The following is a 24,441-nucleotide window of genomic DNA, read 5'->3' as shown; positions in this document are numbered from 1 at the left end:
CCTTATAAAGGCCCCAGTTTTGCCATTAAGACCAGTGCTACCGCGCCCGCGGTGACCCCAGCAAGCAGATTTTTGCGGGTTAGAAAAAAGACAGCGAGGGAAATAATTGTGGCCCCGGCCCGTTGTTCCAACCCCAATTCAGCCAATGGGCCAATGGGTAAAAGAATCATGCGGGCGATCAGACCCGCTAACAGGGCGTAGGCGACACAGGTAACCCAGCGAAATATGGCGCTGTCTTTGTCCATTTTACCAGATACAGCGACCCCAACCCCTCGCCAAAAATAAGTTACGGCCGCTGCTACACCCAATGCAGCCATTGGGGCCATAAAGTCAGAATTCAGGAAATTTTCTAGCCCGTTCATTGTGATTGAGCCTTCTTGAGTCTGTGTTCACTGATCAGAAATGCAACGGTTCCGGCAAATAGTCCAGTTATCAATAGGCTCCAATTTGGGGAAACTAGAAAGGTTAGTGGCCCTAAGATTGCGCCTAGAATCAAAGCGGTAGGGCGTCCGGGTTGAGTGAAATCAGCCAAGAAAACCAGCATGAAATATACGGGATTAAGAAAAACCAAACCCATCGTTACTTCTGCGGGAAGGACCCCGGGCAGATGATACCCTGCAAAGGTTGCCAACATGCATATGGACCACAAAGGGATAACAAAACCCGTGAAGTAGGGAAGGCGTTGTTCTTCGGGTAGTTTGGGACAAAGTTTCATCGCCGCGGCCCATCCAGTGACGGCAATAAAGTTGCTCATAAAATAATAAACAATTTTTGGTGTTGTTTTGTTGCGGATAAAAGGCATTAAAACAATCGTCATGGGCATCAATCGACAATTAATCAGTGCAACGGCCGCTGCAATGGCAAATAGAGATGCATTGATCGCATAGAGTTCCATTGTAGCGATCTGTCCAGGTATAGCCCAGTTCACAGCTGTTGAAATAAGGGCATGCCATACTTCCAAACCGGTTTCACTGACCAGTGCACCAAACCCCATATAGGTACTTCCTAAAATGAGGGCGGGTATAGCGAGGGCGTCTTTAGCGCCCTGAATATAGGCAGCTCGTTTAGAGCCAAGGTCGACAGGTGTATGTTGCATACCCGGCTTGAGACTCCGGACTGTAAGAAGAGAAGATGAGCCTAGCACAGGGAAAGGAAGAGACGCATCCGTTTTGTGCGGTGCGATATTAATTTCAATTTCTGCAAGTATTAAAGGTGCGTTCTAGGCGGGGAGAATTCTTGAGCCAGGTAATACGCACTTCACAGATGTTCCTTTGCCAGGTTCGCTGGTCATTTCAAGCTCGCCACCGTGGAGTTTTACCAGTCCCTGTGCCAATGGAAGGCCAAGGCCGGTGCCATCAAACTGTCGGCTTAGGGTGCTGTCAATTTGTGCAAAGGGCTCGAAAGCTTTTGGTATGTCCTCTTCGGACATACCTATGCCATTATCCATGACGACAAATTCAAAATCACCGTCGTCATTAACGCCACCAGCAAGTTCTACGATTCCGCCAGAAGGCGTAAATTTGACCGAGTTCGCGAGCAGGTTGATCAACACCTGTTTGAGCTTACGTTGATCAGCGTAAATAAGAGGCAGCTTGGATGGCAAGGATAGTTTCAGTTTCAGGCCCGCGTTTTCGGCACGTTCAATCATCAGTCGCTGAACAGATATTGCGAGCTTGAGAGGGTCTGTTGCATCCTCTAATAACTCTAGCTTTCCAGCTTCGATTTTGGCCACATCAAGAATGTCGTTTATGACGCTTAGCAAGTGACGGGCAGAGGTATGAATATCGTGTGAATATTCATGATACTGTTTATTTCCAAGTGGCCCCAAAAGCTGTGATGACATCATTTCAGAAAACCCGATGATGGCATTCAATGGCGTGCGAAGCTCATGGCTCATGTTTGCCAGAAACTCAGACTTTGCCCGGTTAGCGACTTCGGCAGTTTCTTTTGCTGTTCTCAGAGCGCCTTGTTGATGTTGTTGTTCTGTGACATCGCGGGCACTTCCGCGGTAACCAGCGTAGGAGCAACTATCGTTGGTGTAAAAAGCGAGACCACTGACGAGGAAAAGTCTCTCTTCACCTGACCTGCTCAATATTGACAGTTGTTCGTCCCTGAAAGGTTTGTGGGTTGCTTCCGCTTTCGTACTCGGAAAAACATGATCAGGTTCATCAACAATCAGGTCTTTGATGCTACGTCCCAAAAGCTCGCTTGGGTGATACCCCAAAGCTTTTTGTACCTGTGGGGATACATAGGTAAATTTCAGGTTTTTGTCGGTCTCCCAAGTCCAATCTGAAACCAGTCTGCTCATGTCATTCAGACGGCTTTGGACGGATGTTAAAACCTCTTTTAAATGCGCGTTTTCGTCATAGGGGCTAAGTACGACAGCAGTTGCACCTGGGTGGCTTTTGGTTCCATTGATGTAATGATAGGACGCCAGATAATGCTGTGCTTTTTGATTGACGATAATTGTATATTCATCAGGATTACTGCCCCCGGCTGACTTGATAGCCTCTATTTCTGCGGGGCTATATGGGGGGGCTATTGCATTTTCTACTAACCCGGCATCTTCCATTTCAGCCGCGATTGCTTCATAGGCAGCGTTGGCAAATATAACTTGGCCTTCATTGCTGATGACGCATGTTGGGGGGCCGTTGTGTACAATGTCATTTTTAAGCGCAGAAATAATTTCCAGCGAGCTACTTAAATTATGTGGAAGGCCAGAGCTTTTGCTTTTCGTATCGCGATCCTTTGGGAGCTTGACGATACGGCCTTTCGTTTCTTTTACCATCACGACGCTTTTGCCCCACTTGCTGTTTTTTCATCGGACGCTGCTGATTCGATTTCACTTATCGCGTCTTGATATTTGGGGTCCATACGCCAAGAATCTGTAATTAACTGGGCATCATCTCTGTTTACTTTGTCATAGATTAGCATCGCGCGGGAGAGATCCCTGGGATCTGTTGTGTGCCCCCGTGGGTTACCTTTGCGGCTAAGCAGAAAGATTGTAGCAAATGTTTGTTTGGGTATGCCCATAGCCAAGCATAAAATTGCTATTCCTTCGCCTTTTGTTTCATAAAGTGCTTTTCGTAAGCCGCCAGGTCTGAATCCGCTCATTTCACAAAACATGCTTTCAAATAATTCAACTTCTCCCTGACGTAGAGATTGAACAAGGCTGTCTATGGTTAGCAGATTATTTTGCTTTAATTTTTGGGCGAGCTTTGTTGCCGGGGCGTGCAGCCTTGGCTTTATTTTATCTTTATCAACGAGTTTATGAACGCTGGATTGTATTTTGTTATCGACATCCTGAATATCAACAGGGAAGTTTTTGAGGATATGGTCTCTTAAGGCCGCAGAGACCCACCAGTACATACGTTCGGCCAAGTGTGTGGGCAAGTCTTCTCTGTTGATCAGAGGTTCTTGGAAGTCATCAATACGCCGGGATTGATCCGCCAGATACTCGAGTGTTAATTCAGAGATCGCAGCATTTTTATTTTCGAGAAGTGTTTTTATAACATCTTTTTTGCCAGTGTTGACCAGTGCGTCGGAAACTTCGCTACTTAGTTCGTTCCTGAGTGCAATAGAGAGTTGATGTTGATGGGTTCGTGACTTGATTATATCGACAAGATCCTGATCTTTTAAGATATCGCAGTTCATCAAGATTGGGCGGGCGACTTCTATGTCGTCATTCGCGAGCATAAGGATTAATTCGTGGGGAACTGTTTTAGTAACCGCGAGTTCTTCACTTAACGCTTGTCGTACAAGTTTTTCTACATCGCTGATCAGTTTGCCCAGGATATCAGTCATCAAGGCTCGTTCCAATTCGGAAAGAGCAACTTCTTCTTCAGAGAAAAGCTGGCCTATCGTGCGCGCAAGCGCTTCCCGGCCTTTGACCGAACGGTCTAGAGCCATCGACAGCAACTTTTGCAAGTTATTATCCTGGTTTTCCGGCAAGGGAACCCCCGCTTCCTTATACCCCGGTGCGCTACTTGCGCGTTCACAGCCAGTATTGACTGCATTAGTCCTTATTATTATCAGAGAATCCACACCAATGTAGATTGCTCATAAACAAACAATTACGTCAAAATTTATGAAAATAGTCTTAATTTTTTGGTTAATCTATCCCGCAGTATGGGTGTATGTATCTAGTTGATACTAAATATAGTAGTTCGAAGACATAGTTAATGGCAAGTTCTGTGTCTTTAATAAAAAATTCATGAAAAGAATCGGTGTTAATATTTGGTAATAAAAGTTTGGTAATTATTTGTCTTTAACTTAATTGCTGTGCTGTCGGGATATTATTCACCTAAAAAGAGTGCTTTTGAGATTAATACAATATTTACCGGAAATGGTCATAGTTTGGGTATGAAAATTACAAACAAGACAGATTCTGGGCCTTTATCCGGTGTATCGCTGGATGGAGCGACAAAACAGCAATCGTCAAAATTGCAAACTCCAGAGATCGGGAAAGAAGTTGTACCTGCCCGATCTACCCAATCTGGGCTTCGAAAAGTTCTAAAGCCATTTACTGGTGATTTAAGAAGTTTCGGTGTTACCGAACGATTAAAAGAGTTGTTTGATGCAGCAAAAGTGGCCGCTGAATCAGGCAAAATTCTTCCACGGGGCTCTTTTTTGAATATTACAGTATAGTAACTTAAGTATTTATTTGTTGAGTGTGCCTTTTATTCCTGGCCTCTGATTTATCTCAACAATACTTAAACCGAGCTGAGCAGAAGGCTTGTTTCACTGTTCGTAATGCCGTCAATGCTTCTGACTTTCCTAAGAGAGATATCAAATTCTTGTAGGCTTGTTACCTGTATTTCTGCCACAAGATCCCATTTTCCGTTTGTCGTATGCAGTTTGACAAGTTCTGGCATGCCGCGCAGTTTTTGAATGACTTGGGTCGTAGATTTACCCATTACTTCAATTGACATGATTGCTTTGATCAGGTTGGGTTCGCTGTCTTCTCTTACGCGAACTGTAAAGCCCAATAAAGCGCCGGAATCCAATAGCCGATCTAACCTGTTTTGCACAGTACCTCTGGATACGTCCAAGATGTCGGCTAGCTTTGATAGTGGTGCCCGACCATCTTTTCTTAATATAGCTATTAGCTCTTGGTCTAAAGAATCAAGTTTATGCATGTAATTAGATTGAAATAAGCAAATTGATATTTTGAGTATAAAATATGTATAAAAAAATGCAATAATATACAAAATAATGACATATTAATTAATACTTCTCTTTTCTAAGTTCCTGATGGGATCAATGACATTGCTTGTGCAGTGTATTCAGCAATTTAGGAAACTGGTTTGTTATGCCCCTTTATACACATGTAAATTCACCCTCTTCGGTTTTTTGTAAAAGTTCACAAACTCCGTCAGCGGTCGTTCTTATTAGGCCTCATCATTTTATCGCAAACCCCGAAACAGCTGCAGACAACAGCTTTCAAACGATGATAAGCGGACAGGACGTTAACGATGAATCAATCGCTTTTCAGGAGGTATCAGGTGTTATTGATGTGCTCAAATCTCATGGGGTAGATGTTCATGTTTTTGAAGACGAAAGTCATCATAGGCCTGATTCTGTTTTCCCAAACAACTGGTTCTCGACCCACGCGGGTGGTCATGTTGCTATTTACCCGATGACTGCTGTTAACCGAAGACAAGAACGGCGTATAGACATTATCGATATGCTTAAACAGGTTTATCGTGTCCAAGAGGTTGTTGATTATTCTGCTCAGGAACACGATGGTCGATATCTGGAGGGTACTGGCGCAATGGTTCTGGATCATGTCGAGCGTGTCGCCTATGTCTGTCAGTCGCGTCGATCAGATCCGGTTCTTCTGGAACGTTTTTGTTCCCGGTTTAACTATGAACCTGTCATTTTTGATGCTTCTGATGCGAAGGGTAATGCCGTTTATCATACCAATGTATTGATGTGCATTGCGAGTGATCTTGTTCTTGTCGGCGCAAAAATGATTCGTGATGATAGCCAAAGAGCTGAACTGTTGACGAGGCTTAAAGCCACAGGACGAAGGTTGATTGAGCTTTCAGAAAAGCAAATTTCTTCCTTTGCAGGGAATATGTTAGAGGTTCAGGGGGGTGCCGGTCGGTTATTGTTAATGTCGTCTGCGGCTTATCATTCACTGACAAAGAAACAGATTGATTTGATTCAGCTGTCTCTTCCTATTGTTAAGGTGTCTATTCCGACCATCGAAAAAGCGGGTGGTTCTATTCGGTGTATGTTGGCTGGCATTCATCTTTCAAAGCGTTTGTGATGCCATTAATAGTAATATTGTTCGTGCAATATTATTCTTGCCCTTAGCTCTTGGCGCAGACATGCTGAGTTTATGAGTAACGATGATCATCTTCACATTCCTGCTGATGCTGCTTTTTCTCGTCGGATTCCCGATAACGATGACAGGGAACGACTGGTTTGTGACGCCTGTGATTATGTGATTTACGAAAATCCAAAAATTGTTACCGGAGTTGTTGCAACTTGGGGAGCAAAAGTTCTGTTGGTTAAAAGAGAAATAGAGCCCAGGCGAGGATATTGGGCATTACCGGCAGGCTATATGGAGCTTCATGAAACTGCGGAACAAGGTGCGACCAGGGAAGCTTGGGAAGAAGCGCGTGCAAAACTGAAAATTGATCAACTTCTGGCGATATACTCCATTCCTCAAATCAGTCAGGTACAGATAATTTACCGGGCAAGGCTGTCGATACCCCAAATATCTGCCGGGCCAGAAAGTCAGGAAGTTGGGCTTTTTGACCGGGAAGAAGTTCCGTGGAATGATCTGGCCTTTCCGACTGTAGAATGGGCCCTTAATCAACATTATTCCGTAGAGGGCATGGTTTCATTTCCACCATTTACTAATCCTGTGTGAATTTATGGTTTGTCGTTTTTGTGCCTAGAATATTTTGACATAGGCATTATCTATACTTTGTATAGAGTTGGTTTATATTTAAATTGTTCTGATCTTTATTCGAAAATTAAGTTTTATTGCTATTTTATTCAGTAAAAATAAAAAAATATAAATATTTATTAGCTAGTTGTTAAATAATACCAACTTACCTTTGAGCTTCAGGTCGCGCGATCCCGGGTCGCAAATGCTATGGAGTTCGAGTAAATGTTGTCTAAAGCCCTAACTATTCGTAACAGCCTCTATGCTGTTGCCTTAATCTTGACGGGACTTGTTATCTATCAAGCCGCTATTTCTGTTTTGGATGACTGGCAAGATTATCAAGATACTCAAACGACATTGGAATATAACAGGGTAGAGGGGCAACTTATCCATGCTGCTAAATATTGGGCGGAAGAACGTTCTTTAACCTCTGTTGCAATTGCATCCAGCAAGGAAATAGGCGAGGCCGATCAGAAAAATATTATTCATGCTCGTGAACAGGCAGATGCAAGCTATCTAGAAGCTGTTTCATGGCTGGAACTCAACGCAAATTTTGCTGATAAAGTGGCTGTTTTGGATAACGTAAAAGCAATCCATACGGCGTTACTTGAGATCCGTCCGGATATTGATATCTATGTTTCAGTTCCAAAGTTTCAGCGAGATCGAAAAGTTGGTTCTGCTGCTGAACCAGCAATCACAGACATGATTATGGCATCAAAAATATTGAGGGAAAGGGCCTCGTTTCAGCCTGAAAAATCGGGACCTAGTTTCACTGCGGTACAGCGCTTAAAAGAAAGCGCGTGGGTGATGAGCGAATATGCCAGTCGAGAGAAAGCTGGCTTGGCTTATGCCATTTCCAAGAAGGTTAAATTACGGGGCACCCGGTTGAAAAATTTCTATAGCGACCGTGGTCGACTGGAAAATGCGTGGCAGGATTTCCTTGTGTATTCATACAGGCCAGAAGCTGCCAAAAAAATTACCGATGTAATGGCAACTCTGGAAACTGGTTTTTTTGGTCAGGATGAATTCGAAGGTCTGCGTGCCAGCGTTTTCAAAAAAGGTATTCGTGGCGATGACTACCCAGTTGATGAGGCTGGGTGGTCTCAAAAGGCGGAAAGCGCAATTAATCCTATTTGGGATTTGGTAGATGTAACAACTGTGACCTCAGGCGAGCTTGCAAATGCTGCTGCTACCGAAAGCTGGAATCGTATGATTGCGGCGTTGGTTATTTTGGTTATTGGTGTTGTCGCAGGCCTGATTTCGTTCTGGATTGTTGCCATGCGGGTTATCTTTCCTGTGAAATCAATTACGTCTTCTATGCAGGAATTGGTTGATGGCAATCTGGACGTTGAGATTAGAGGGGCCAGTGGCCATGATGAAATTGCTGATATGGCCAAAGCCGTCTTGGTGTTTAGGGATAACGCTGCTGCCGTTAAAAAACTGGAAGAAGAACGCAAAGAAGTTGAGAGGCGAAGTGAAGAAGAAAAGCGTCAGGCTATGGTTGAGCTTGCCGATCGATTTGAGAGTGAAGTGAAGGGAATTGTTCAAACCGTATCATCTGCGGCAACCGAAATGAGAAGTACATCCGAGGGAATGCAACAAACTGCGGGCAATACATCGCAACAGGCTGTTGCCGTAACTTCTGCGTCAGAGCATGCAACAGGGAATGTACAGACTGTCGCGGCAGCGGCGGAAGAACTTTCAAGCTCAATCAATGAAATCAGTCGTCAGGTTAGTCAATCGACAAGTATCGCGGGTGATGCTGTCGCCCGGGCAGAAGATGCAAATAAGCAAGTTTCAGGTCTGTTAGAAGCGTCAACCAAGATCGGGGAAGTTATCAAGCTGATTTCGGATATTGCCGAGCAAACGAATCTGCTTGCTTTGAATGCAACAATTGAAGCGGCCCGGGCTGGTGATGCTGGGAAAGGTTTTGCTGTGGTTGCCAGTGAAGTAAAGAGTCTGGCAACGCAAACAGCCAAAGCAACCGATGAAATTGCGCAGCAGGTAACGGGTATTCAGGGGGCGACTGATACAGCGGCTGATTCTATAGGCAAAATTACAGGCACGATAGAACAGATAAACGAGATTACGGCCTCGGTGGCTGCTGCGGTAGAAGAGCAGGGAGCCGCAACTCTTGAGATTTCGCGCAACGTGCAAGAGGCTGCGACCGCAACAGGCGAAGTGTCTTCGACTATTTCAGACGTTACAAATGGGGTAGAGGAAACGGGCCGATCTGCACAGGATGTTTTGAGTGCGGCATCAGAGCTTTCGCGTCAATCTGAAATGCTTAATACACAAGTTGATGATTTTATCCATCAAATCCGACAGGCCTGAGCAAGCAATACAGATAAAATTCAATCAGGAGGGGGCGTTAAGTTGGCCCCCTTTTATTTCTGTACCGAGACTTGTCAGCAGGCATTGTTTAAAGGCTTTCAGGACAGGGGAAGGGTGGGTGCCAGCTCTGATGATCAGTTCAAAAGTTGATTCATAGCCGAGGCCTTGAGGGTTAAGTGCTTTCATATCACCACTTTCGACCCATTTTTTAGCAAGATGATCTGGAAGGTGTGCAATGAAATGTCCAGATAGGACGAGATAAACGAGCCCTTCCATTTGATATGAAAGTGCTCCTGATCCCGTTGTTTTGATGTTTGATGGGTGAGGTCTTCCCGCCGTGTAGCCGCGTTGAGCAACTTTGTATTTAGCCAGATCCTGGGGGGTAAACTTGTCTGTATTAATGTGAAAAAGAGGATGTTTTTTACTGCAATACAGGATTTGATTTTCCGTAAATAGCGGTTGGTAATGAAGGCCAGGTAAGTGTCTTGGAAAGGCGCCTATTGCAATGTCAAGGCGTTGATCAAGAACTTCTCTCTCTAACAAATTAGGAGAGAGAATACTGATGGCAGTTTCAATCTTTCCCTCCATATTAAACAAGTGGTGCAGACTTCTTGAAATCGAAGCATTGGGATGAGTAACGAGATTATCTGCGATACCCAACAATAGCTTTCCGCTAAGCTCCTGTCGCAGGCCATGAATTTCATTGTTAAAGCCATCAATCTGGCTAAAGAGTGTTTTGGCAGCGCTATAAACGCGTTCTCCTTCTTTTGTCAGGGAAAAACCGGTTCGTCCGCGTTGGCATAATCGCATTCCAAGCCGGGTTTCCAAATCTGACATTTGAATACTGATTGTCGAAATACCGATATTCAGTTCTGCCTGGGCTTGAGAGAAACCCCCACAGTCTGCCACCGTCAAAAATACGCGAAGTTGGCGAAGATCCAGATTGTCTAGTTTCATAATTTGATGTTTCTCAAAATAAACTTTGTTGTTTTGTCATTTTATTAAGTTAATCCCAAGGCCACACTACTGGCGAGTGTTATTTTGAGAGGCGATAATGAACGATTTTTCTGAGCTACCACCTGATGGAATGGATTTGCCGCGCTTTAGTGGCATTGCAACCTTTATGAGGCTGCCGCATGTAACAGATTTTACAGGCTATGATATTGGCATCATTGGTGTTCCCTGGGATGCTGGCGTTACCAATCGACCCGGAACGCGTCATGGTCCCCGTCAGCTCAGGGATATGTCTAGCCTCATTCGCAGGTATAATGGTGCGACCTGGATTGCGCCTTTTGATGATTGTCGGATTGCCGATTTCGGTGATGTAAAAGTCAATCCTGTTGATCTGGATATGACGATGCAACGTGTAACCGATTATATGGCAAGCGTTCGTGAAGCTGGTGTTATGCCAATGGTTGCTGGTGGGGATCATATGATCTCTCTTCCAGTACTTCGCGGGCTGGTTGCCGATACTGGACCTGTGGGGATGGTGCATTTTGATGCCCACATGGATGTAAATGATAGTTATTTCGGGGGAAGCAAGCTGACTCATGGCACACCTTTTCGGCGCGCGATTGAAGAGGGATTGCTGAACCCTAAAAGGATTGTACAGGTCGGTATACGCGGATCACGATACGATCGTTCTGATGAAGAATATGCACAAGAAGTGGGTATCCGAGTTATTACGATTGAAGAGTATTTTGATCTTGGCATCCAAGAAGTCATCAAAGAGATTCATCGTGTGGTGGGAGATCAAAGAACCTATGTAACGTTTGATATCGATGCATTAGACCCATGTTATGCACCCGGGACAGGCACACCGGAAATCGGTGGTTACACACCCTTTGATGCGCAGGTGATGATTAGATCCCTCGGGGATTTAAATCTGATTGGTGCGGATTTGGTCGAAGTTTCACCGCCATTTGATCAGTCAGGCGGTACTGCAATCGTTGGTGTTAACCTGATGTTTGAGCTGATTTGCGTCTTATCACAAGCTCGCTGTCGACAAAGGAAATGAGCCCAAAACGACTAAACTGCTTTCAGGTGGTCAGCTTTAGGGATTCTTGGTTGCAAAGGCCAAGCGGAATTGTTGCATCAATAATCTTGTGAGTTGCCAGCCCTGTAAAACCTGTTGGTTTGTTTGTTTCCCGCAAGATGTTTTTTCTTGATTGGCTGCTTCGGTATAAGAAGCATCAATATGCGATGTATCCGGGTTTCCCGGGTACCTCATTTTCATGGCGCCATTTAATGCTTCATAGCCAACACGTAACTGTTCTTCGTACTCGGGCAATAGATGTGCACAAACTGAATTTGTCCCGGCAGCAGTAGCGATAATGGCCAAGCGTTGTTCGTCAAAGGCACGATCGCTGACATTTAGTTCAAAGGTTTTTCCGGTTAGCTCTAGGTTAAGGTCTCGTGCTTTTTGGAGTGATCTATGAATGAAGTCTCGGGATTCCTGGTCACACTTGAAGCGCTCGTTTCTAGAGGTTTGTTGCGCTGTTCCCCGGACCATAGTTAGAACGGGTGATCCAGAAAAAATTTTGCTGAGGGAAAAATCGAGTAGATATTGATGCCAGTAATACTCTTTGGTTTCTGCCGGAGAGAGAAGCAGGCACCTTTCTTCCAAAGCGAGCCCTGTTGCTATTTTGCCATATTCAGTGATGACCTCGTTTGAATCGAGTTTCTTTTTTTGTTCCGCATAACTTGCTGATAAAGATAGCGCGGTAACACAAAAGGAAGCGCAGATTAGAACAAGAGTTTTTTTAATCACTGAAAAGCTTTCCATTCTATTTTCAAGGGAGGGGCTGTCGCTACTTAAGTGTTATCTAGCCCCATAAGAGAACGGGAAAAATCTTTGGCTGTAAAGGGGCGCAAGTCATCGGCTGTTTCCCCAACCCCGATTGCATGGACGGGCAATCCGAATTTTTCAGCCAAAGCGACAAGGATTCCCCCGCGCGCAGAACCATCCAGTTTGGTGACAACCAGGCCAGTGACATCAACAAGCTCTTTAAAGGTACCTACTTGTGATACAGCATTCTGACCAGTCGTTGCGTCCAGAACCAAGACCACGTCATGTGGTGCGTTTTCGTCCAGTTTCTTGATGACGCGAATAACTTTCTGGAGTTCTGACATCAGGTCAGATTTGTTATGCAGACGTCCCGCCGTATCAATGAGAACGACATCGGCATTTTCCGACCGCGCACGTTCGATGGCTTCGTAGGCAAGGCCTGCTGCATCTGACCCCGTTTCTTTGGCGACAACGGGGCATCCTGTTCGCTCCCCCCAAATCTGAAGTTGTTCAATGGCTGCGGCGCGGAAGGTGTCACCCGCCGCGAGCGTTACGTTGAGGCCTTGGGCTTTATATTGGGTGGCTAACTTGCCAATGGTTGTGGTCTTGCCACTGCCATTAACCCCAACCATTAAAATGATGTGGGGTGATTTGGATTTATCAACTTCGAGCGGTGTTGCTACAGGTTCTAGTATCGTTGCGATATCCGCGGCCAGTGCTTCTGAAACTTCATGTGGCTCAACATCCTTGTTAAACCGGGTTTTCGCCAGATTCTCTGTTAATCTGGTCGCTGTTGTGACGCCAAGGTCAGAAGTGATGAGAAGCTCTTCTAGCTCTTCGATGCTTTCGTCATCAAGCTTTTTCTTGGTAAATATGCCGCCAATACCTTCACCCAGTTTAGAGGAGGAACGGCTAAGCCCGGCTTTCAGACGGGAAAACCAGCCACCTTTTTTCTTATCTTCACTCATTTGGGGTATCACTCATGCTATGGTGTTTATAAAAGATTATTGGCTTGATAGTTTTTCTCTGGCGACGTTTGCTGCGTCAGTTCCCAAGGGATAGGCAAGCAGTTTTCCGTCGCGAATATCGGCAATGTACGCAGGAACGACCTGTCCGGAAAGATCTCCTTCAAGGGCCTCTACCTGAACAGGGGCATAGTGTTCTGTTCGCCCAAAACCGTTCTTTTCAATCAGAACCTGCGATGTTGTGCCAATCCTGCTTTGCATGAAAAGGTTTTCTGCGCTTTGCCCGGCATCACGCAGTCGTGCAGCTCGTTCTTTTCGAAGGTTTCCTGGTACCTGTGGCATCTTTGCCGCTGGCGTTCCCGGACGTTCTGAATAGGGGAAAACGTGAAGATAGGTTAGGCCAAGTTCTTCCACCAGACGATAGGTGTTTTCGAACATGTCATCGGTCTCTGTCGGGAAGCCCGCAATGATATCTGCGCCGAAAACAACATCCGGGCGTAGTTCACGAGCTTTCACCACCATGTCAACAACGTCTTGGCGCAGGTGCCGTCGTTTCATCCGCTTGAGGACCATATCATCACCGGCCTGCAGAGAAATATGCAGGTGGGGCATAATTCGCGGCTCTTCACCGAACAGTCGATAGGTGTCGTCGTCAATTTCTACAGGATCAAGCGATGAGAGCCTTAAACGTTTGAGCTCTGGTACCTGGGCCAGCAATCTGCGGGTCATTTGACCAAGCGTAGGTTTTCCTGGCAGATCCAGACCATAATCTGTGATATCCACGCCAGTTAACACCACTTCTTTGACCCCATTATTAACCAGGGTTCTTACCTGTTCGGTGATTGCGCCGATGGGAACCGAACGGTTGTTGCCGCGTCCAAAGGGGATAATGCAAAAGGTACACCGATGATTACACCCTTGTTGTATTTGGACAAAAGCACGAGTGTGTTCTTCAAATCCGTGTACCAGATGCGCCGCTGTTTCCTTGGCTTCCATAATGTCATTTACGGCAACCCTAGCTTCTGGGGTCAGGTCGAAACTCTCGCGTTTCAACTTTTCTTCGTTGCCCATGACGTGATCAACCTCTGCCATATCGGCATAGAGATCCGGGTTAATCTGGGCGGCACAGCCCGTAACGATGATTTTTGCGTCTGGGTTGGTTCGACGGGCTTTGCGGATACTTTGCCTTGCTTGTCGCTCCGCCTCGGTTGTAACGGCGCAGGTATTGAAAATAATTGTATCTGACAGCCCAGCCTCGCGCGCATGCTGACGCATTACCTCGGACTCATAGGTATTAAGCCGGCAACCAAAAGTAACAATCTTTGGATCTGTCAGGTTCTTTGTCATGCCCGCTTTATGAACGATCATACAAGCCTTGTCCAGCAGCGGCTTTGCAAGTCAGCTATGCTAAGTATAAGCTCATTTATATTAACCGCAATTTACTGTTGTGCAGCCGAAATACGTTGTTGAATATATTGCCAAATTTTTGGTGTTTCTTTTTCTCTGAAACAGCGGCTCCATGGGTAGCCGTGAAAGTCTGAAATGCCACAATCTTCGGGCTTTTGTACAAGCAGGGTGATGTTTTTCATGTTTTTCATGAAATCGAGGTCTTCAGGTGGAGCAATTGTATCGCCTTCAAATGCATAAACCAGTCCGGATTTTTCAGTCGCTTGCTCTATCGTTGATTTCCAGATTTTATAATAAGGGGCCAGACGATCTGATTCTTTGCTTTTGCCAGTATAGGCAAATCCGTATCCTGGGGCTGATACGATGAAACCATTAAAGGAATCCGGGATATCAGCTGCGGCGATAAGGGTTGTTGATGCACCCCCCGAATGGCCCAATAAAAAAGTCCTTTCAGCCGTGACCCCATGGCGTTTAAACCTTTCCAAAAGAAGCTCTATTTCAACACTCCTTTTGAAGTAGCGAGATTCTCCTGGGGTTTTCCCACTCACTTGCTGTGAACACAGATAAAAAATTACGGTGTTATCATGTTGACGTACGATGGCGCGTGCGTATGACGGGATTGATGCCGGGTAACATTTTTGTCCATGTCCGCCGTTATCAGTGCCGTGATTATAGATAAACAGAATGGCTTTGTCCGGATTTGGAATATTTCGTTCCATCTCCTTTGTAAAATCAGTATCCCGCAAAGGTGTAAAGTTATGGCCAACAGCAAAAGCCCCATATGGATTCTCTATTCTGTCAGTCTTTGTCGTCTGACATGCCGTTATCAAGGTTGCCAAAATAAGTAAGAGAGAAATTCGGAACATAGAAGTTGCTTTGTATATATTGGCGAAAGGCATAAAATCTATTTTATGACAGTTTGGTACAGCTTAGGAAACATTCTCTAGAAGTTCAGGCGCGATATGCCCATGGAAGGCTGTGGAAACCGGGCCGGTCATAAGTACGGTGCCGTCTTCTTGCCAATGGATATACAGGGGACCGCCATCAAGATCGACTTGTACTTTTCTGCCTGTTAGCCCACGCCTTGCTGCGGCTACCCCGGCGGCACAGGCGCCAGAGCCACAGGCAGAAGTGATGCCAACGCCCCGTTCAAAAACGCGTAAACGAATATGATCTTCACCCAGCAAAGACGCCACGCTGATATTGGCTTGTTCTGGAAAAAGGGGGTGATGTTCCAAACGAGGGCCGAGGGCCTCCAATTCAATCGCTTCGGCATCTTCGACAAAGAACACAGCGTGCGGGTTCCCCATGTTCACACAAACGGGGTTGCGTAATGGGGGAAGCTTTATTCCTGTATTCAGGGTGTCCCTTTCTTCTGCAAGGGGGATTTCTTTCCAATCCAGAAGTGCGGGGCCCATATTCGCGGTAATTAGGCCATTGCCTTCTTTGCTGACGTGCAGCAAGCCTGCCAATGTTTCTATGGTTACTTTGTCCGTGTCTGCTTCGTCCATAAGTAAGGAGGCAATGCAACGGGTGGCATTGCCACAGGCGCCAACCTCACTGCCATCAGCATTTTTAATACGCATAAAGGCTGTTGCATCAGGATTCTGGCTTTTCTCAATAATGATAAACTGATCACAACCAATACCAAAACGACGATCAGCAATTAACCTCGATTGATCCTTGGTCGGAGTAAAGGGCTCTTGGCGGGCGTCAATGACGACAAAGTCGTTTCCTAGACCATGCATTTTTACAAAGGATCTGCCGCTCATTGTTTACTCTCTTATGACGTCATTTTATTGGCAATCTGTGTTGCCATGAACATTGGACTGCTAAAGGAGTTATAAGATAGAGAGAAAGCTGTCTATTTAAAAGCCTCTAAGAACCTCTCGAAAAGGATATTTTTATCAGATGCTTGATTTTCTTGTGTAGGTGACGCCAACGAGAAGCATATCAACATTCACCCCATCCCGGGCGAGGGGAAGGATAAGGTCTTCCATTTCAACGATTTCTTTTTTTGGGCCAACGTAGGGTGTAAACGGATAGACTGGTTTTGCTGTTTCAACGGCTTGTTTGCAGTTATCCCATATCTTGCTTGGCGGCCTTTGATGGTCCAGAGCGCTCATCCATTGATTGGTGTGGTCATTCCTAAGGTATGCAGAGATATGCGTGCCTATCAGTCGATAGCGAAAATCAAGTGGAACTTTTTGAACATCAAGCAGGATTAGATGTGGAAGAAAATCTGCCATTTCGGCTGGATCTATATCATGTCTGGCAGGCAATCTGTTTTGGACAGCTTTGCTAAGCCAGTAGTCGTATAGCTTTCTGATTGGCTTTGTTTTTATATCGATCTCTAGCATGCCGTATCTTCATCAGAAACGGATGAGTCTTTGTTTTCGGGGGTGAGTAAAATCCGCATGCGGGTATCAGAAGCTATTGTTTTCTTGTTATTTATTTGCGGGATATAATTAGGCGAGCGTCAGAAAATGACAACTGACGAGTGATTGTATTTCTTGTCATCATAACACTTGGCGACTCCGGAGAGCTGGTGGACATTGCCTTTGATTGCTCTGAATCGCTGAAAAAGCTTGACCTTATCGTGTGTTTTTTATAGGTTCCGCTCAAATATCTGCAAAAGTTAAGTGCATCAGCTCCAAGGAGCTCCGCCAGTCCGCGAGTATCGCGCACTGGCGTAAATTGCGTTTGGCCTTTGTGATGAGCGTTTTCAGCCTTGTTGGTTGAATGATTGAGGGAAAGAGGAACAGTATGTTCGATAGCTTACAGGATCGTCTGGGATCAGTCTTTGACAAGCTGAAGCGCCGTGGTGCATTGAGCGAGGCTGATGTGACAGCTGCTCTGCGCGAAGTGCGTGTTGCTTTGCTTGAAGCTGATGTCGCGCTGCCTGTGGTCAAAGACTTTATTGAGAAGGTAAAGGTTGAAGCTGTTGGTCAGGACGTTCTGAAATCCGTCACACCTGGGCAGATGGTCGTCAAGATCGTCAATGATCAACTCAGCGAAATGTTGGGTGCTGATCACGTTGCTCTCAATCTACAGGTCACACCGCCTGCCGTTATTATGATGGTTGGTTTGCAGGGTTCCGGTAAAACAACATCTACTGCAAAAATTTCTAAACGCCTGAGCGAGAAAGAACGCAAGAAAGTCCTGATGGCTTCTCTTGACGTTCGTCGTCCGGCTGCGCAAGAACAGTTGGCTGTTCTCGGTGCACAAATTGGCGTTAGAACACTGAACATTGTTCCTGGTGAGCAACCTGTCGCCATTGCCAAACGTGCTGTGCAAACCGGTGCGCTTGAAGGCTTCGATGTTGTCATGCTTGACACCGCTGGACGTTTGGCTATCGACGAAGAGCTGATGGCCGAAGTTGCCAGTGTCCGGGATGCAGCCAAGCCGGCTGAAACGCTGTTGGTCGCAGATGCGATGACTGGTCAGGATGCGGTCAACGTTGCAGATACCTTTAACCAGAAAATCGGGTTAAGTGGTATCGTGATGACCCGTATGGATGGTGATGCCCGTGGTGGTGCGGCCCTGTCCATGCGCGCGGTGACTGGCTGTCCGATTAAGTTGATCGGTGTCGGTGAAAAACTTGACGAGTTAGAAGATTTCCATCCTTCCCGTGTTGCTTCCCGTATTCTCGGAATGGGCGACGTGGTTTCCTTGGTCGAAAAGGCCGCTGAATCCTTTGAAGAGGAAGAAGCCGCCAAACTTGCCGAGAAGATGAAGAAGGGCAAGTTTGATCTGAACGATTTGGCGTCTCAGCTTAAACAAATGCAAAAGATGGGTGGCATGTCGAGCCTGTTGAACATGCTTCCAGGTATGAATTCCGCCCAGATGAAGAAATTGAAAGATGCCAAGATCGACGACAAGATTATCAATCGTCAATTGGCCATCATTTCATCCATGACACCTCATGAACGTGAAAAACCGGAAGTTATCAAAGCAAAACGGAGAACCCGTATTGCGAACGGTTCCGGGACTTCTGTTCAGGATGTGAACAAGCTTCTAAAGCAACAGCAGGAAGCTGCCCGCATGATGAAGAAGGTCCAGAAAATGGGCAAGAAAGGCATGATGCGGGGTGGGTTGCAAAACCTGATGCCTCCTGGGATGGGGTTCCCTAAATAAGGGATGTCCACGAAAGAGTGCTTCTGAATAAATTGAGTATTATTAAGTTTAGTGTTTAACAAGAGGAACTGAAATGGCTGTAAAAATTCGCCTAGCCCGTGGCGGCGCCAAAAAACGTCCATACTACCGTATCGTAGTTGCTGACGCTCGCGCTCCACGTGATGGTCGCTTCATCGAAAAGATTGGCGCCTATAACCCAATGGTACCAAAAGATCACCCAGAGCGTCTGATCCTGAACGAAGATCGCGCTAAATACTGGTTGTCTACTGGTGCTCAGCCTACAGATCGCGTTGCGCGTTTCCTGGGTAACCTTGGTCTTGCTGAAAAGCGTGCTGTTCCAGAACAGACCAAGAAAAACCAGATGAAAGCGAAAGCAAAAGAGCGTCTGGAAGAAAAGCGTATGGCTGCGGAAGCGGCTGCTGAAGAAGCTGCTGCAGCTTCTGAAGAAAGCGCAGCTGAGTAATTCAGCGAACTTAGGATTTCTTAGCTCATGGCTTCAAACCACGAAGATAGAATTTGTGTAGGTGTGATCGCTGGCGCGCACGGGGTGCGTGGTGGTGTGAAGGTCAAAAGTTACACCGAAATTCCTGAAGACGTGGCGGCATTTGGACCGGTGACAGATGATGCGGGCAACCGCCTCAAAATTACCGTAACAGGCCAGGCCAAGGGTACTGTTCTTACGCGGATTGAGGGTGTGAAGGATCGTGATCGCGCCCAGGAAATGCGGGGAACAAAATTGTATGTTAACCGTGATCTTCTACCGAAACTGACAGAAGATGATGAATATTACTATTCCGATCTCGTAGGCCTCAAGGTCGAGAACACTCAGGGAGTGGCTCTTGGTACTGTAAAAGGTGTCTTCGATTTTGGCGCTGGGGATATTCTTGAATTTGTCAGTGACAGTGGGCAATCGGAAATGGTCAGCTTTACAGAAAGCTCCGTTCCGGTTGTGGACCTCGAAGGGCAACGTATCGTTGTTGATATGCCCGATGTTGTTCTGGGTCGGGAAGACTAAGGATAGAGATCTATGATCTTTGTTTCATGTCTTTCAAACCGGGTTGCTCGACAGGATGTTGGATAGCGTGACAGCCAACTGGAAAGCAACAGTACTTTCGCTCCATCCGGAAATGTTTCCGGGCTCTCTGGGATTATCCCTGGCGGGCAAGGCCCTTGAAAAAGGGATCTGGGCGTTGGAAAAGGTGGACATTCGCGATTTTGCGTATGATAAACACCGTACTGTTGATGCCATCCCCTTTGGGGGAGGTGCTGGTTTGGTAATGCGTCCGGATATAGTCGATACAGCTTTGGACTCTGTGGCTGGCAATGCCGGTCCGGTTATCTATCTCTCGCCGCGCGGACGGCTTTTGGACCAGAATCTGGTCAAAGAGCTTGCGGCAGGACCCGGCGTAACTCTTTTATGTGGACGTTACGAAGGGATTGATCAGCGGGTCTTGGACGCGCGTGACGTGATAGAGGTTTCGGTTGGTGATTACATCCTGTCCGGTGGTGAGCAGGCGGCATTAATCCTTATGGATGCTGTCATCAGGTTATTGCCGGGGGTTATGGGAAACAAGGAATCCGCAGACGAAGAATCGTTTGAAACTGGTTTGCTGGAATATCCGCTCTATACGCGACCTGCCGAATGGCAAGATCGCAAGGTGCCCGAGGTTCTTTCCTCTGGACACCATGGAAAGATAAAGCAGTGGCGCCAGGAACAGGCGGAAAAGATTACCAGGGAACGACGCCCGGATTTATGGGAAAAGTACCTGGATAAACGTAACGATACCAAACTGGGCCGTTAGGTCCGTTGAAAAGTTAAACGGGTCATTGGCCCCAATAGAATGGTAGAGGATAGAAACATGAATGTAATCGAGAAGCTGGAAGCTGATCAGGTTGCCAAACTTACAGATGGCAAGAACACTCCCGAGTTTGCTGCTGGTGATACCGTCCGCGTAAACGTTAAAGTTGTTGAGGGTACACGTGAGCGTATCCAGGCATTTGAAGGCGTATGTATCGCACGTAAAAATGCTGGTCTGAACTCTTCTTTCACTGTTCGTAAGATTTCTTACGGTGAAGGTGTTGAGCGTGTATTCCCACTATACAGCCCACGTGTTGATTCAGTTGAATTGATCCGTCGCGGTGATGTGCGTCGTGCTAAACTTTACTACCTACGTGGCCGTCGTGGTAAATCTGCACGTATCGCAGAAAAAACAACCGGTGCTGCGGGTAAAGCTGCTGCTGCGGATCGTGCTGAAAAAGCTGCTGAAAAAGCCGCTAAAAAGTAAGCCGTTCTACGGACTATCGACGAAGTGTTTCTTGTCGATCAGACGTTACAAAAATGGGTGCCAAGCGGCACCCATTTTTGTTTGTACTTGTTGTAACACAAGGAAATTTCCCCGCTGAAAGGGGATTTTCTTCAGGACCCCGTTGATGCCGTAGCTACAACGGGAACCGAGTTCAGATTCCAGTCATAGGTGTGGTTTTCGATGGAGCGGATTTTCATCAGCTCTTTTTGGCGCTCTTTTGAGGCATAGGTACGCAGGTGATCCAGTACGGATGCATCGCTGCCGCCAAAGTCTTCTTTGAACCAGACATAGATACTGGAAACAATTGCCTCGTTGTTTTCACCAAGGCTCACAGCGCGCGGATGGTCAATAAAACGTCGGGCCGCAGCCGTTAGCTGGGAATCGTAATCAGTGGCAGTAATTACTTCTTTCGGAAGGTCAGGGCATCCCAGAGAAGCACAGTTCAAGACATAGTGGATACGCGGATCTTTCCAGCCCGGGCGCAAAATACCGTGTTCAATGTCATTCAGGGAAACTTTTTCGCCTTCGATACGAAGGAACTTTTTCCCCCAAGGGCCGGATGCAAATAGCCCGGGTGAAATATTGATATCCCGGATGCTTTCAACAGGCATGTGTTCCAGAACCAAACTTACGGTTGCTGCATTATAGAGATTAACCCAATAGGCAAGTTGTTGATCCCTGTTGAGATTGCTGACCTTGATGCTTTGCAGATATTTAAGATGTTCTTTTAGCGCCAAGTGGTCTTCCAGATTTACACGGTGGTAAGCAATACGCGTGATGCCGTCAAAGCTTTCTTCGCGGTATTTTTGGATAAAGCTGTTCCATTCATTCTGATTGACCGCTTCTTTGCTTTCCGCACTGAAATCAGCCCAGCGAGGGATAAGGTTCGAGCTTGGCGCAAAAAGCGACTCGAAGGGGCTAAAGCCACTGGTAAACACCAATATTGTCAGGGCCAGAGGCACAGCCAGTTGCCTGGAAAATTTCTGTGTAAAGCTGGCCATATAAATAAACTCCCATTTTTTGCCGTAACTTAAGTCAAAGACACCCAAAAAACAGATTGTCATGAACTTATGTACTTATTATGGGCAGACTGAGACCATTTGGTGAGTGTTCGTCCAGTAACAATCCTGTGGCATAAATGGTCAATGATCGTGAAAATATTTGGTAATTATATGTTCTTACACCACTTTTAACTCACAGAGCGCTCACTTTTTCCGTGAGTAGAATAAGGCAAACAAATTGTGATTTAGGGACGGTTGAACAATTTTGTTCTGTATAAAGTATGTGATTTACAGTCCAAAAGAGAAATTTTCTTATAGAATCGTCATAAAAACAGATTCAATCGTTCTAAAGGACTTTTCGCCGCACTGCGGAAGCGCTATGCTCCGCCCGAAACTAGTAAGAAGACTGTCTGGCTGCTGTTAGAGGTTCAGCCTCGCAAACAGGGCCTGTTTTGGCGAAAATAGTCGCTGTAAAAATAGGCAGTAAAATATACGAGGACGATGTTAGGATGAGTAACCCGCGTACCCTTTTCGAAAAGATTTGGGATAGCCACTTGGTTGACCGTCAGGAAGACGGCACCTGTCTGCTTTATATTGATCGCCATCTGGTACACGAAGTCACTAGCCCACAGGCCTTTGAAGGTCTTCGCATGGCTGGTCGTAAAGTTCGCCGCCCGGAAAACACACTTGCTGTTCCTGATCATAACGTACCGACCTCTGGCCGGGCGCAGGGAATCGCCGATGAAGAAAGCCGTATTCAGGTTGAAACGCTTTCCAGCAACTGTGAAGAGTTTGGCGTACAGCTTTTTGGTATGGATGATGTTCGTCAGGGTGTTGTGCACATCATCGGACCAGAGCAGGGCTTTACCCTGCCGGGGATGACAATTGTCTGTGGTGACAGTCACACGGCGACACATGGTGCATTTGGCTCTCTTGCTTTTGGTATCGGGACATCCGAAGTTGAACATGTTCTGGCAACGCAAACATTGATCCAGAAGCCAGCCAAGACAATGCGGATTACAGTCGAGGGTGATTTGCTGCCGGGTGTTACTGCGAAAGATATGGTGCTGCACATCATTGGTGTGATCGGTACTGCGGGCGGTACGGGCTATGTGATCGAATATGCGGGTGAAGCCATGCGCAAGCTTTCTATGGAGGGCCGCATGACGATCTGTAATATGTCAATCGAGGCTGGCGCACGCGCGGGCCTGATTGCCCCTGATGAGACCACATTCGAATATATCAAAGGCCGCCCCATGGCCCCGAAAGCGGGCAACTGGGAACAGGCCGTTGAATACTGGAAGACTCTGCCTTCTGACGAAGGGGCAACTTATGACAAGGAAGTTGTGATCAAGGCTGCGGATATCGAACCACAGGTTACCTGGGGGACTTCACCGGAAGATGTTGTTGGTATTTCTGCTGTTGTTCCCGCGCCATCCGACGGGCGCGACGAGAACAAAAAATCCGCGATTGAGCGTTCTCTTGAATATATGGATCTCAAGGCAGGTCAGGCGATTAAAGATATTACCATTGATAAGGTCTTTATTGGGTCCTGTACCAATGGACGTATTGAAGATTTGCGCGAAGTCGCACGTATCGCCAAAGGGCGTAAAGTTGCCGACAATGTCTATGCGATGATCGTTCCCGGATCTGGTCTGGTCAAGATACAGGCCGAAGAAGAAGGTCTGGATACCATCTTTACCGAAGCTGGTTTTGACTGGCGTGAACCCGGTTGTTCCATGTGTCTGGCGATGAATGCCGACCGTCTGTCACCGGGCGAGCGTTGTGCATCAACATCAAACCGTAACTTCGAGGGTCGTCAGGGGCGCGGCGGTCGTACGCATCTGGTTAGCCCGGCAATGGCGGCGGTTGCTGCAATCGCCGGTCACTTCGATGATGTTCGTAAATACGACTAAGCAAAGGATTACAGAGAATGGATAAGTTTACATCACTCACCTCTGTGGCGGCTCCCTTGCCATTGGTGAACATCGACACAGACATGATCATCCCAAAACAGTTTCTGAAAACTGTAAAGCGCACAGGCTTGAAAGCGGGTCTTTTCTACGAACTGCGGACTGATGAAGACGGGAACCCCGTTGATTTTGTGCTGGATCAACCTGCTTATAAAGATGCGCAAATTCTGGTGACTGGCGATAACTTCGGTTGTGGTTCTTCCCGTGAACATGCGCCGTGGGCGTTGTTGGATCAGGGCATTCGCTGTGTGATTGCGCCAAGTTTTGCAGATATCTTTTACAACAACTGCTTTAAGAACGGTATCTTGCCAATTGCCTTGCCACAGGAAGATGTGGACAAGTTGATGGATGATGCCAAGCGCGGTTCGAATGCAGTTGTTTCTGTGGATCTGGTTGCCCAGGAAATTAAAGGCCCGGATGGCGGTACAATCTCTTTTGAGGTTGATGCCCATCGCAAACACTGTTTGTTGAACGGTTTGGATGATATTGGCCAGACCTTTGAAAAGTCCGCGCAGATAGATCAGTTCGAAAATCAGCGTAAAGCAACGCAGCCCTGGCTGTAATTATTTGATGGGGGCCAATTATGGCCCTCATTCTTTTGTGAAAAGGCATGGCGGTATTTTTAACAT

The 24,441-nt window shown here is 46.5% G+C and carries 25 protein-coding genes and 1 pseudogene; 12 read left to right on the top strand and 14 right to left on the bottom strand.

Annotation, left to right across the window (positions count from 1 at the left end):
- Positions 1–2: 2 nt before the first annotated feature.
- The 4 genes from WH95_RS09985 to WH95_RS09970 all read right to left on the bottom strand — a co-directional run bounded on the left by WH95_RS09985 (position 3) and on the right by WH95_RS09970 (position 3,951).
- The gene (locus WH95_RS09985) at positions 3–362 is read right to left on the bottom strand and encodes an AzlD domain-containing protein (RefSeq protein ID WP_052741925.1); all 360 of its coding nucleotides are present in this window, start codon (positions 360–362) and stop codon (positions 3–5) included.
- On the bottom strand, positions 359–1,096 hold the full coding sequence (locus WH95_RS09980) for an AzlC family ABC transporter permease (RefSeq protein ID WP_046506385.1): 738 nt from the start codon (positions 1,094–1,096) through the stop codon (positions 359–361). Before WH95_RS09980 ends, WH95_RS09985 begins: the two co-directional genes overlap by 4 nt.
- 123 nt (positions 1,097–1,219) lie before the next feature.
- Positions 1,220–2,788 carry a PAS domain-containing sensor histidine kinase gene (locus tag WH95_RS20565; protein WP_052741924.1) on the bottom strand — a complete coding sequence of 523 codons (1,569 nt, stop codon included), beginning with the start codon at positions 2,786–2,788 and terminating at the stop codon, positions 1,220–1,222.
- The gene (locus WH95_RS09970) at positions 2,788–3,951 is read right to left on the bottom strand and encodes a DUF2336 domain-containing protein (RefSeq protein WP_052741923.1); all 1,164 of its coding nucleotides are present in this window, start codon (positions 3,949–3,951) and stop codon (positions 2,788–2,790) included. The genes WH95_RS20565 and WH95_RS09970 overlap by 1 nt, the downstream gene beginning before the upstream one ends.
- 411 nt (positions 3,952–4,362) lie before the next feature.
- Here WH95_RS09970 and WH95_RS09965 point away from each other — a divergent pair, with 411 nt between their 5' ends.
- The gene (locus WH95_RS09965) at positions 4,363–4,647 is read left to right on the top strand and encodes a hypothetical protein (protein WP_046506382.1); all 285 of its coding nucleotides are present in this window, start codon (positions 4,363–4,365) and stop codon (positions 4,645–4,647) included.
- Positions 4,648–4,712: 65 nt separating this feature from the next.
- On the opposite strand, the gene WH95_RS09960 is transcribed toward WH95_RS09965, so the two are convergent.
- Positions 4,713–5,030: an Lrp/AsnC family transcriptional regulator gene (locus tag WH95_RS09960; protein ID WP_245622965.1), complete on the bottom strand. Its 318-nt coding sequence runs from the start codon at positions 5,028–5,030 to the stop codon at positions 4,713–4,715.
- 24 nt (positions 5,031–5,054) lie between these two features.
- Positions 5,055–5,138, bottom strand: a pseudogene (locus tag WH95_RS21930) (Lrp/AsnC family transcriptional regulator); the annotation flags it as partial.
- Positions 5,139–5,311: 173 nt separating this feature from the next.
- Here WH95_RS21930 and ctlX point away from each other — a divergent pair.
- The 3 genes from ctlX to WH95_RS21610 all read left to right on the top strand — a co-directional run bounded on the left by ctlX (position 5,312) and on the right by WH95_RS21610 (position 9,235).
- Positions 5,312–6,274 (top strand): citrulline utilization hydrolase CtlX, encoded by a 963-nt coding sequence (gene ctlX, locus WH95_RS09955; protein WP_046506376.1) that lies wholly within the window; start codon positions 5,312–5,314, stop codon positions 6,272–6,274.
- 72 nt (positions 6,275–6,346) lie between these two features.
- A complete protein-coding gene (locus tag WH95_RS09950; protein ID WP_046506372.1) occupies positions 6,347–6,883 on the top strand; it encodes an NUDIX hydrolase in 537 nt (178 codons plus the stop codon).
- Between the two features lie 243 nt (positions 6,884–7,126).
- Positions 7,127–9,235, top strand: a complete 2,109-nt coding sequence (locus WH95_RS21610; RefSeq protein ID WP_052741922.1) for a methyl-accepting chemotaxis protein — start codon at positions 7,127–7,129, stop codon at positions 9,233–9,235.
- A 24-nt stretch (positions 9,236–9,259) separates the two neighbouring features.
- Here WH95_RS21610 and WH95_RS09940 read toward each other — a convergent pair whose 3' ends face one another.
- Positions 9,260–10,192 (bottom strand): LysR family transcriptional regulator, encoded by a 933-nt coding sequence (locus WH95_RS09940; RefSeq protein ID WP_052741921.1) that lies wholly within the window; start codon positions 10,190–10,192, stop codon positions 9,260–9,262.
- Between the two features lie 97 nt (positions 10,193–10,289).
- Between WH95_RS09940 and speB the strand changes: the two genes are divergently transcribed.
- Positions 10,290–11,252 carry an agmatinase gene (gene speB / locus WH95_RS09935; RefSeq protein WP_046506366.1) on the top strand — a complete coding sequence of 321 codons (963 nt, stop codon included), beginning with the start codon at positions 10,290–10,292 and terminating at the stop codon, positions 11,250–11,252.
- Between the two features lie 36 nt (positions 11,253–11,288).
- On the opposite strand, the gene WH95_RS09930 is transcribed toward speB, so the two are convergent.
- The 6 genes from WH95_RS09930 to WH95_RS09905 all read right to left on the bottom strand — a co-directional run bounded on the left by WH95_RS09930 (position 11,289) and on the right by WH95_RS09905 (position 16,755).
- Positions 11,289–12,005 (bottom strand): hypothetical protein, encoded by a 717-nt coding sequence (locus tag WH95_RS09930; protein ID WP_157845933.1) that lies wholly within the window; start codon positions 12,003–12,005, stop codon positions 11,289–11,291.
- 44 nt (positions 12,006–12,049) lie between these two features.
- Positions 12,050–12,991: a signal recognition particle-docking protein FtsY gene (gene ftsY, locus WH95_RS09925; RefSeq protein ID WP_046506359.1), complete on the bottom strand. Its 942-nt coding sequence runs from the start codon at positions 12,989–12,991 to the stop codon at positions 12,050–12,052.
- Between the two features lie 36 nt (positions 12,992–13,027).
- Entirely contained in the window at positions 13,028–14,356 is a 1,329-nt protein-coding gene (gene mtaB, locus WH95_RS09920; RefSeq protein ID WP_245622960.1) for a tRNA (N(6)-L-threonylcarbamoyladenosine(37)-C(2))-methylthiotransferase MtaB, read from the bottom strand.
- 71 nt (positions 14,357–14,427) lie between these two features.
- Positions 14,428–15,261, bottom strand: a complete 834-nt coding sequence (locus tag WH95_RS09915) for an alpha/beta fold hydrolase (RefSeq protein ID WP_046506356.1) — start codon at positions 15,259–15,261, stop codon at positions 14,428–14,430.
- A gap of 63 nt (positions 15,262–15,324) precedes the next feature.
- Complete coding sequence (gene dapF / locus WH95_RS09910) at positions 15,325–16,167, bottom strand: diaminopimelate epimerase (protein ID WP_046506353.1); 843 nt, start codon at positions 16,165–16,167, stop codon at positions 15,325–15,327.
- A gap of 135 nt (positions 16,168–16,302) precedes the next feature.
- Positions 16,303–16,755 (bottom strand): PAS domain-containing protein, encoded by a 453-nt coding sequence (locus WH95_RS09905; protein ID WP_046506351.1) that lies wholly within the window; start codon positions 16,753–16,755, stop codon positions 16,303–16,305.
- Between the two features lie 406 nt (positions 16,756–17,161).
- On the opposite strand from WH95_RS09905, the gene ffh reads away from it, so the two are divergent.
- From ffh to rplS, 5 genes are all read left to right on the top strand, one after another.
- On the top strand, positions 17,162–18,532 hold the full coding sequence (ffh, locus tag WH95_RS09900) for a signal recognition particle protein (protein WP_046506348.1): 1,371 nt from the start codon (positions 17,162–17,164) through the stop codon (positions 18,530–18,532).
- Positions 18,533–18,605: 73 nt separating this feature from the next.
- Complete coding sequence (rpsP, locus tag WH95_RS09895) at positions 18,606–18,995, top strand: 30S ribosomal protein S16 (RefSeq protein WP_046506346.1); 390 nt, start codon at positions 18,606–18,608, stop codon at positions 18,993–18,995.
- Between the two features lie 27 nt (positions 18,996–19,022).
- A complete protein-coding gene (gene rimM, locus WH95_RS09890) occupies positions 19,023–19,547 on the top strand; it encodes a ribosome maturation factor RimM (RefSeq protein WP_046506343.1) in 525 nt (174 codons plus the stop codon).
- 55 nt (positions 19,548–19,602) lie between these two features.
- Positions 19,603–20,334, top strand: coding sequence for a tRNA (guanosine(37)-N1)-methyltransferase TrmD (trmD, locus tag WH95_RS09885; RefSeq protein WP_046506340.1), 732 nt, complete (start codon positions 19,603–19,605; stop codon positions 20,332–20,334).
- Between the two features lie 57 nt (positions 20,335–20,391).
- Positions 20,392–20,817, top strand: coding sequence for a 50S ribosomal protein L19 (gene rplS / locus WH95_RS09880; protein ID WP_046506337.1), 426 nt, complete (start codon positions 20,392–20,394; stop codon positions 20,815–20,817).
- Positions 20,818–20,948: 131 nt separating this feature from the next.
- On the opposite strand, the gene WH95_RS09875 is transcribed toward rplS, so the two are convergent.
- The gene (locus WH95_RS09875) at positions 20,949–21,839 is read right to left on the bottom strand and encodes a DUF547 domain-containing protein (RefSeq protein WP_052741928.1); all 891 of its coding nucleotides are present in this window, start codon (positions 21,837–21,839) and stop codon (positions 20,949–20,951) included.
- A 509-nt stretch (positions 21,840–22,348) separates the two neighbouring features.
- On the opposite strand from WH95_RS09875, the gene leuC reads away from it, so the two are divergent.
- Positions 22,349–23,755, top strand: coding sequence for a 3-isopropylmalate dehydratase large subunit (leuC, locus tag WH95_RS09870; protein ID WP_046506334.1), 1,407 nt, complete (start codon positions 22,349–22,351; stop codon positions 23,753–23,755).
- A 17-nt stretch (positions 23,756–23,772) separates the two neighbouring features.
- Positions 23,773–24,375, top strand: coding sequence for a 3-isopropylmalate dehydratase small subunit (leuD, locus tag WH95_RS09865; protein ID WP_046506331.1), 603 nt, complete (start codon positions 23,773–23,775; stop codon positions 24,373–24,375).
- The last annotated feature ends 66 nt before the right edge of the window (positions 24,376–24,441 follow it).

The sequence above is a fragment of the Kiloniella litopenaei genome, assembly GCF_000982415.1.
GTDB classification, from domain to species: domain Bacteria; phylum Pseudomonadota; class Alphaproteobacteria; order Kiloniellales; family Kiloniellaceae; genus Kiloniella; species Kiloniella litopenaei.
Note: the sequence above shows the minus strand (reverse complement) of the source record. Positions and strands in the feature narration are given on the sequence as shown.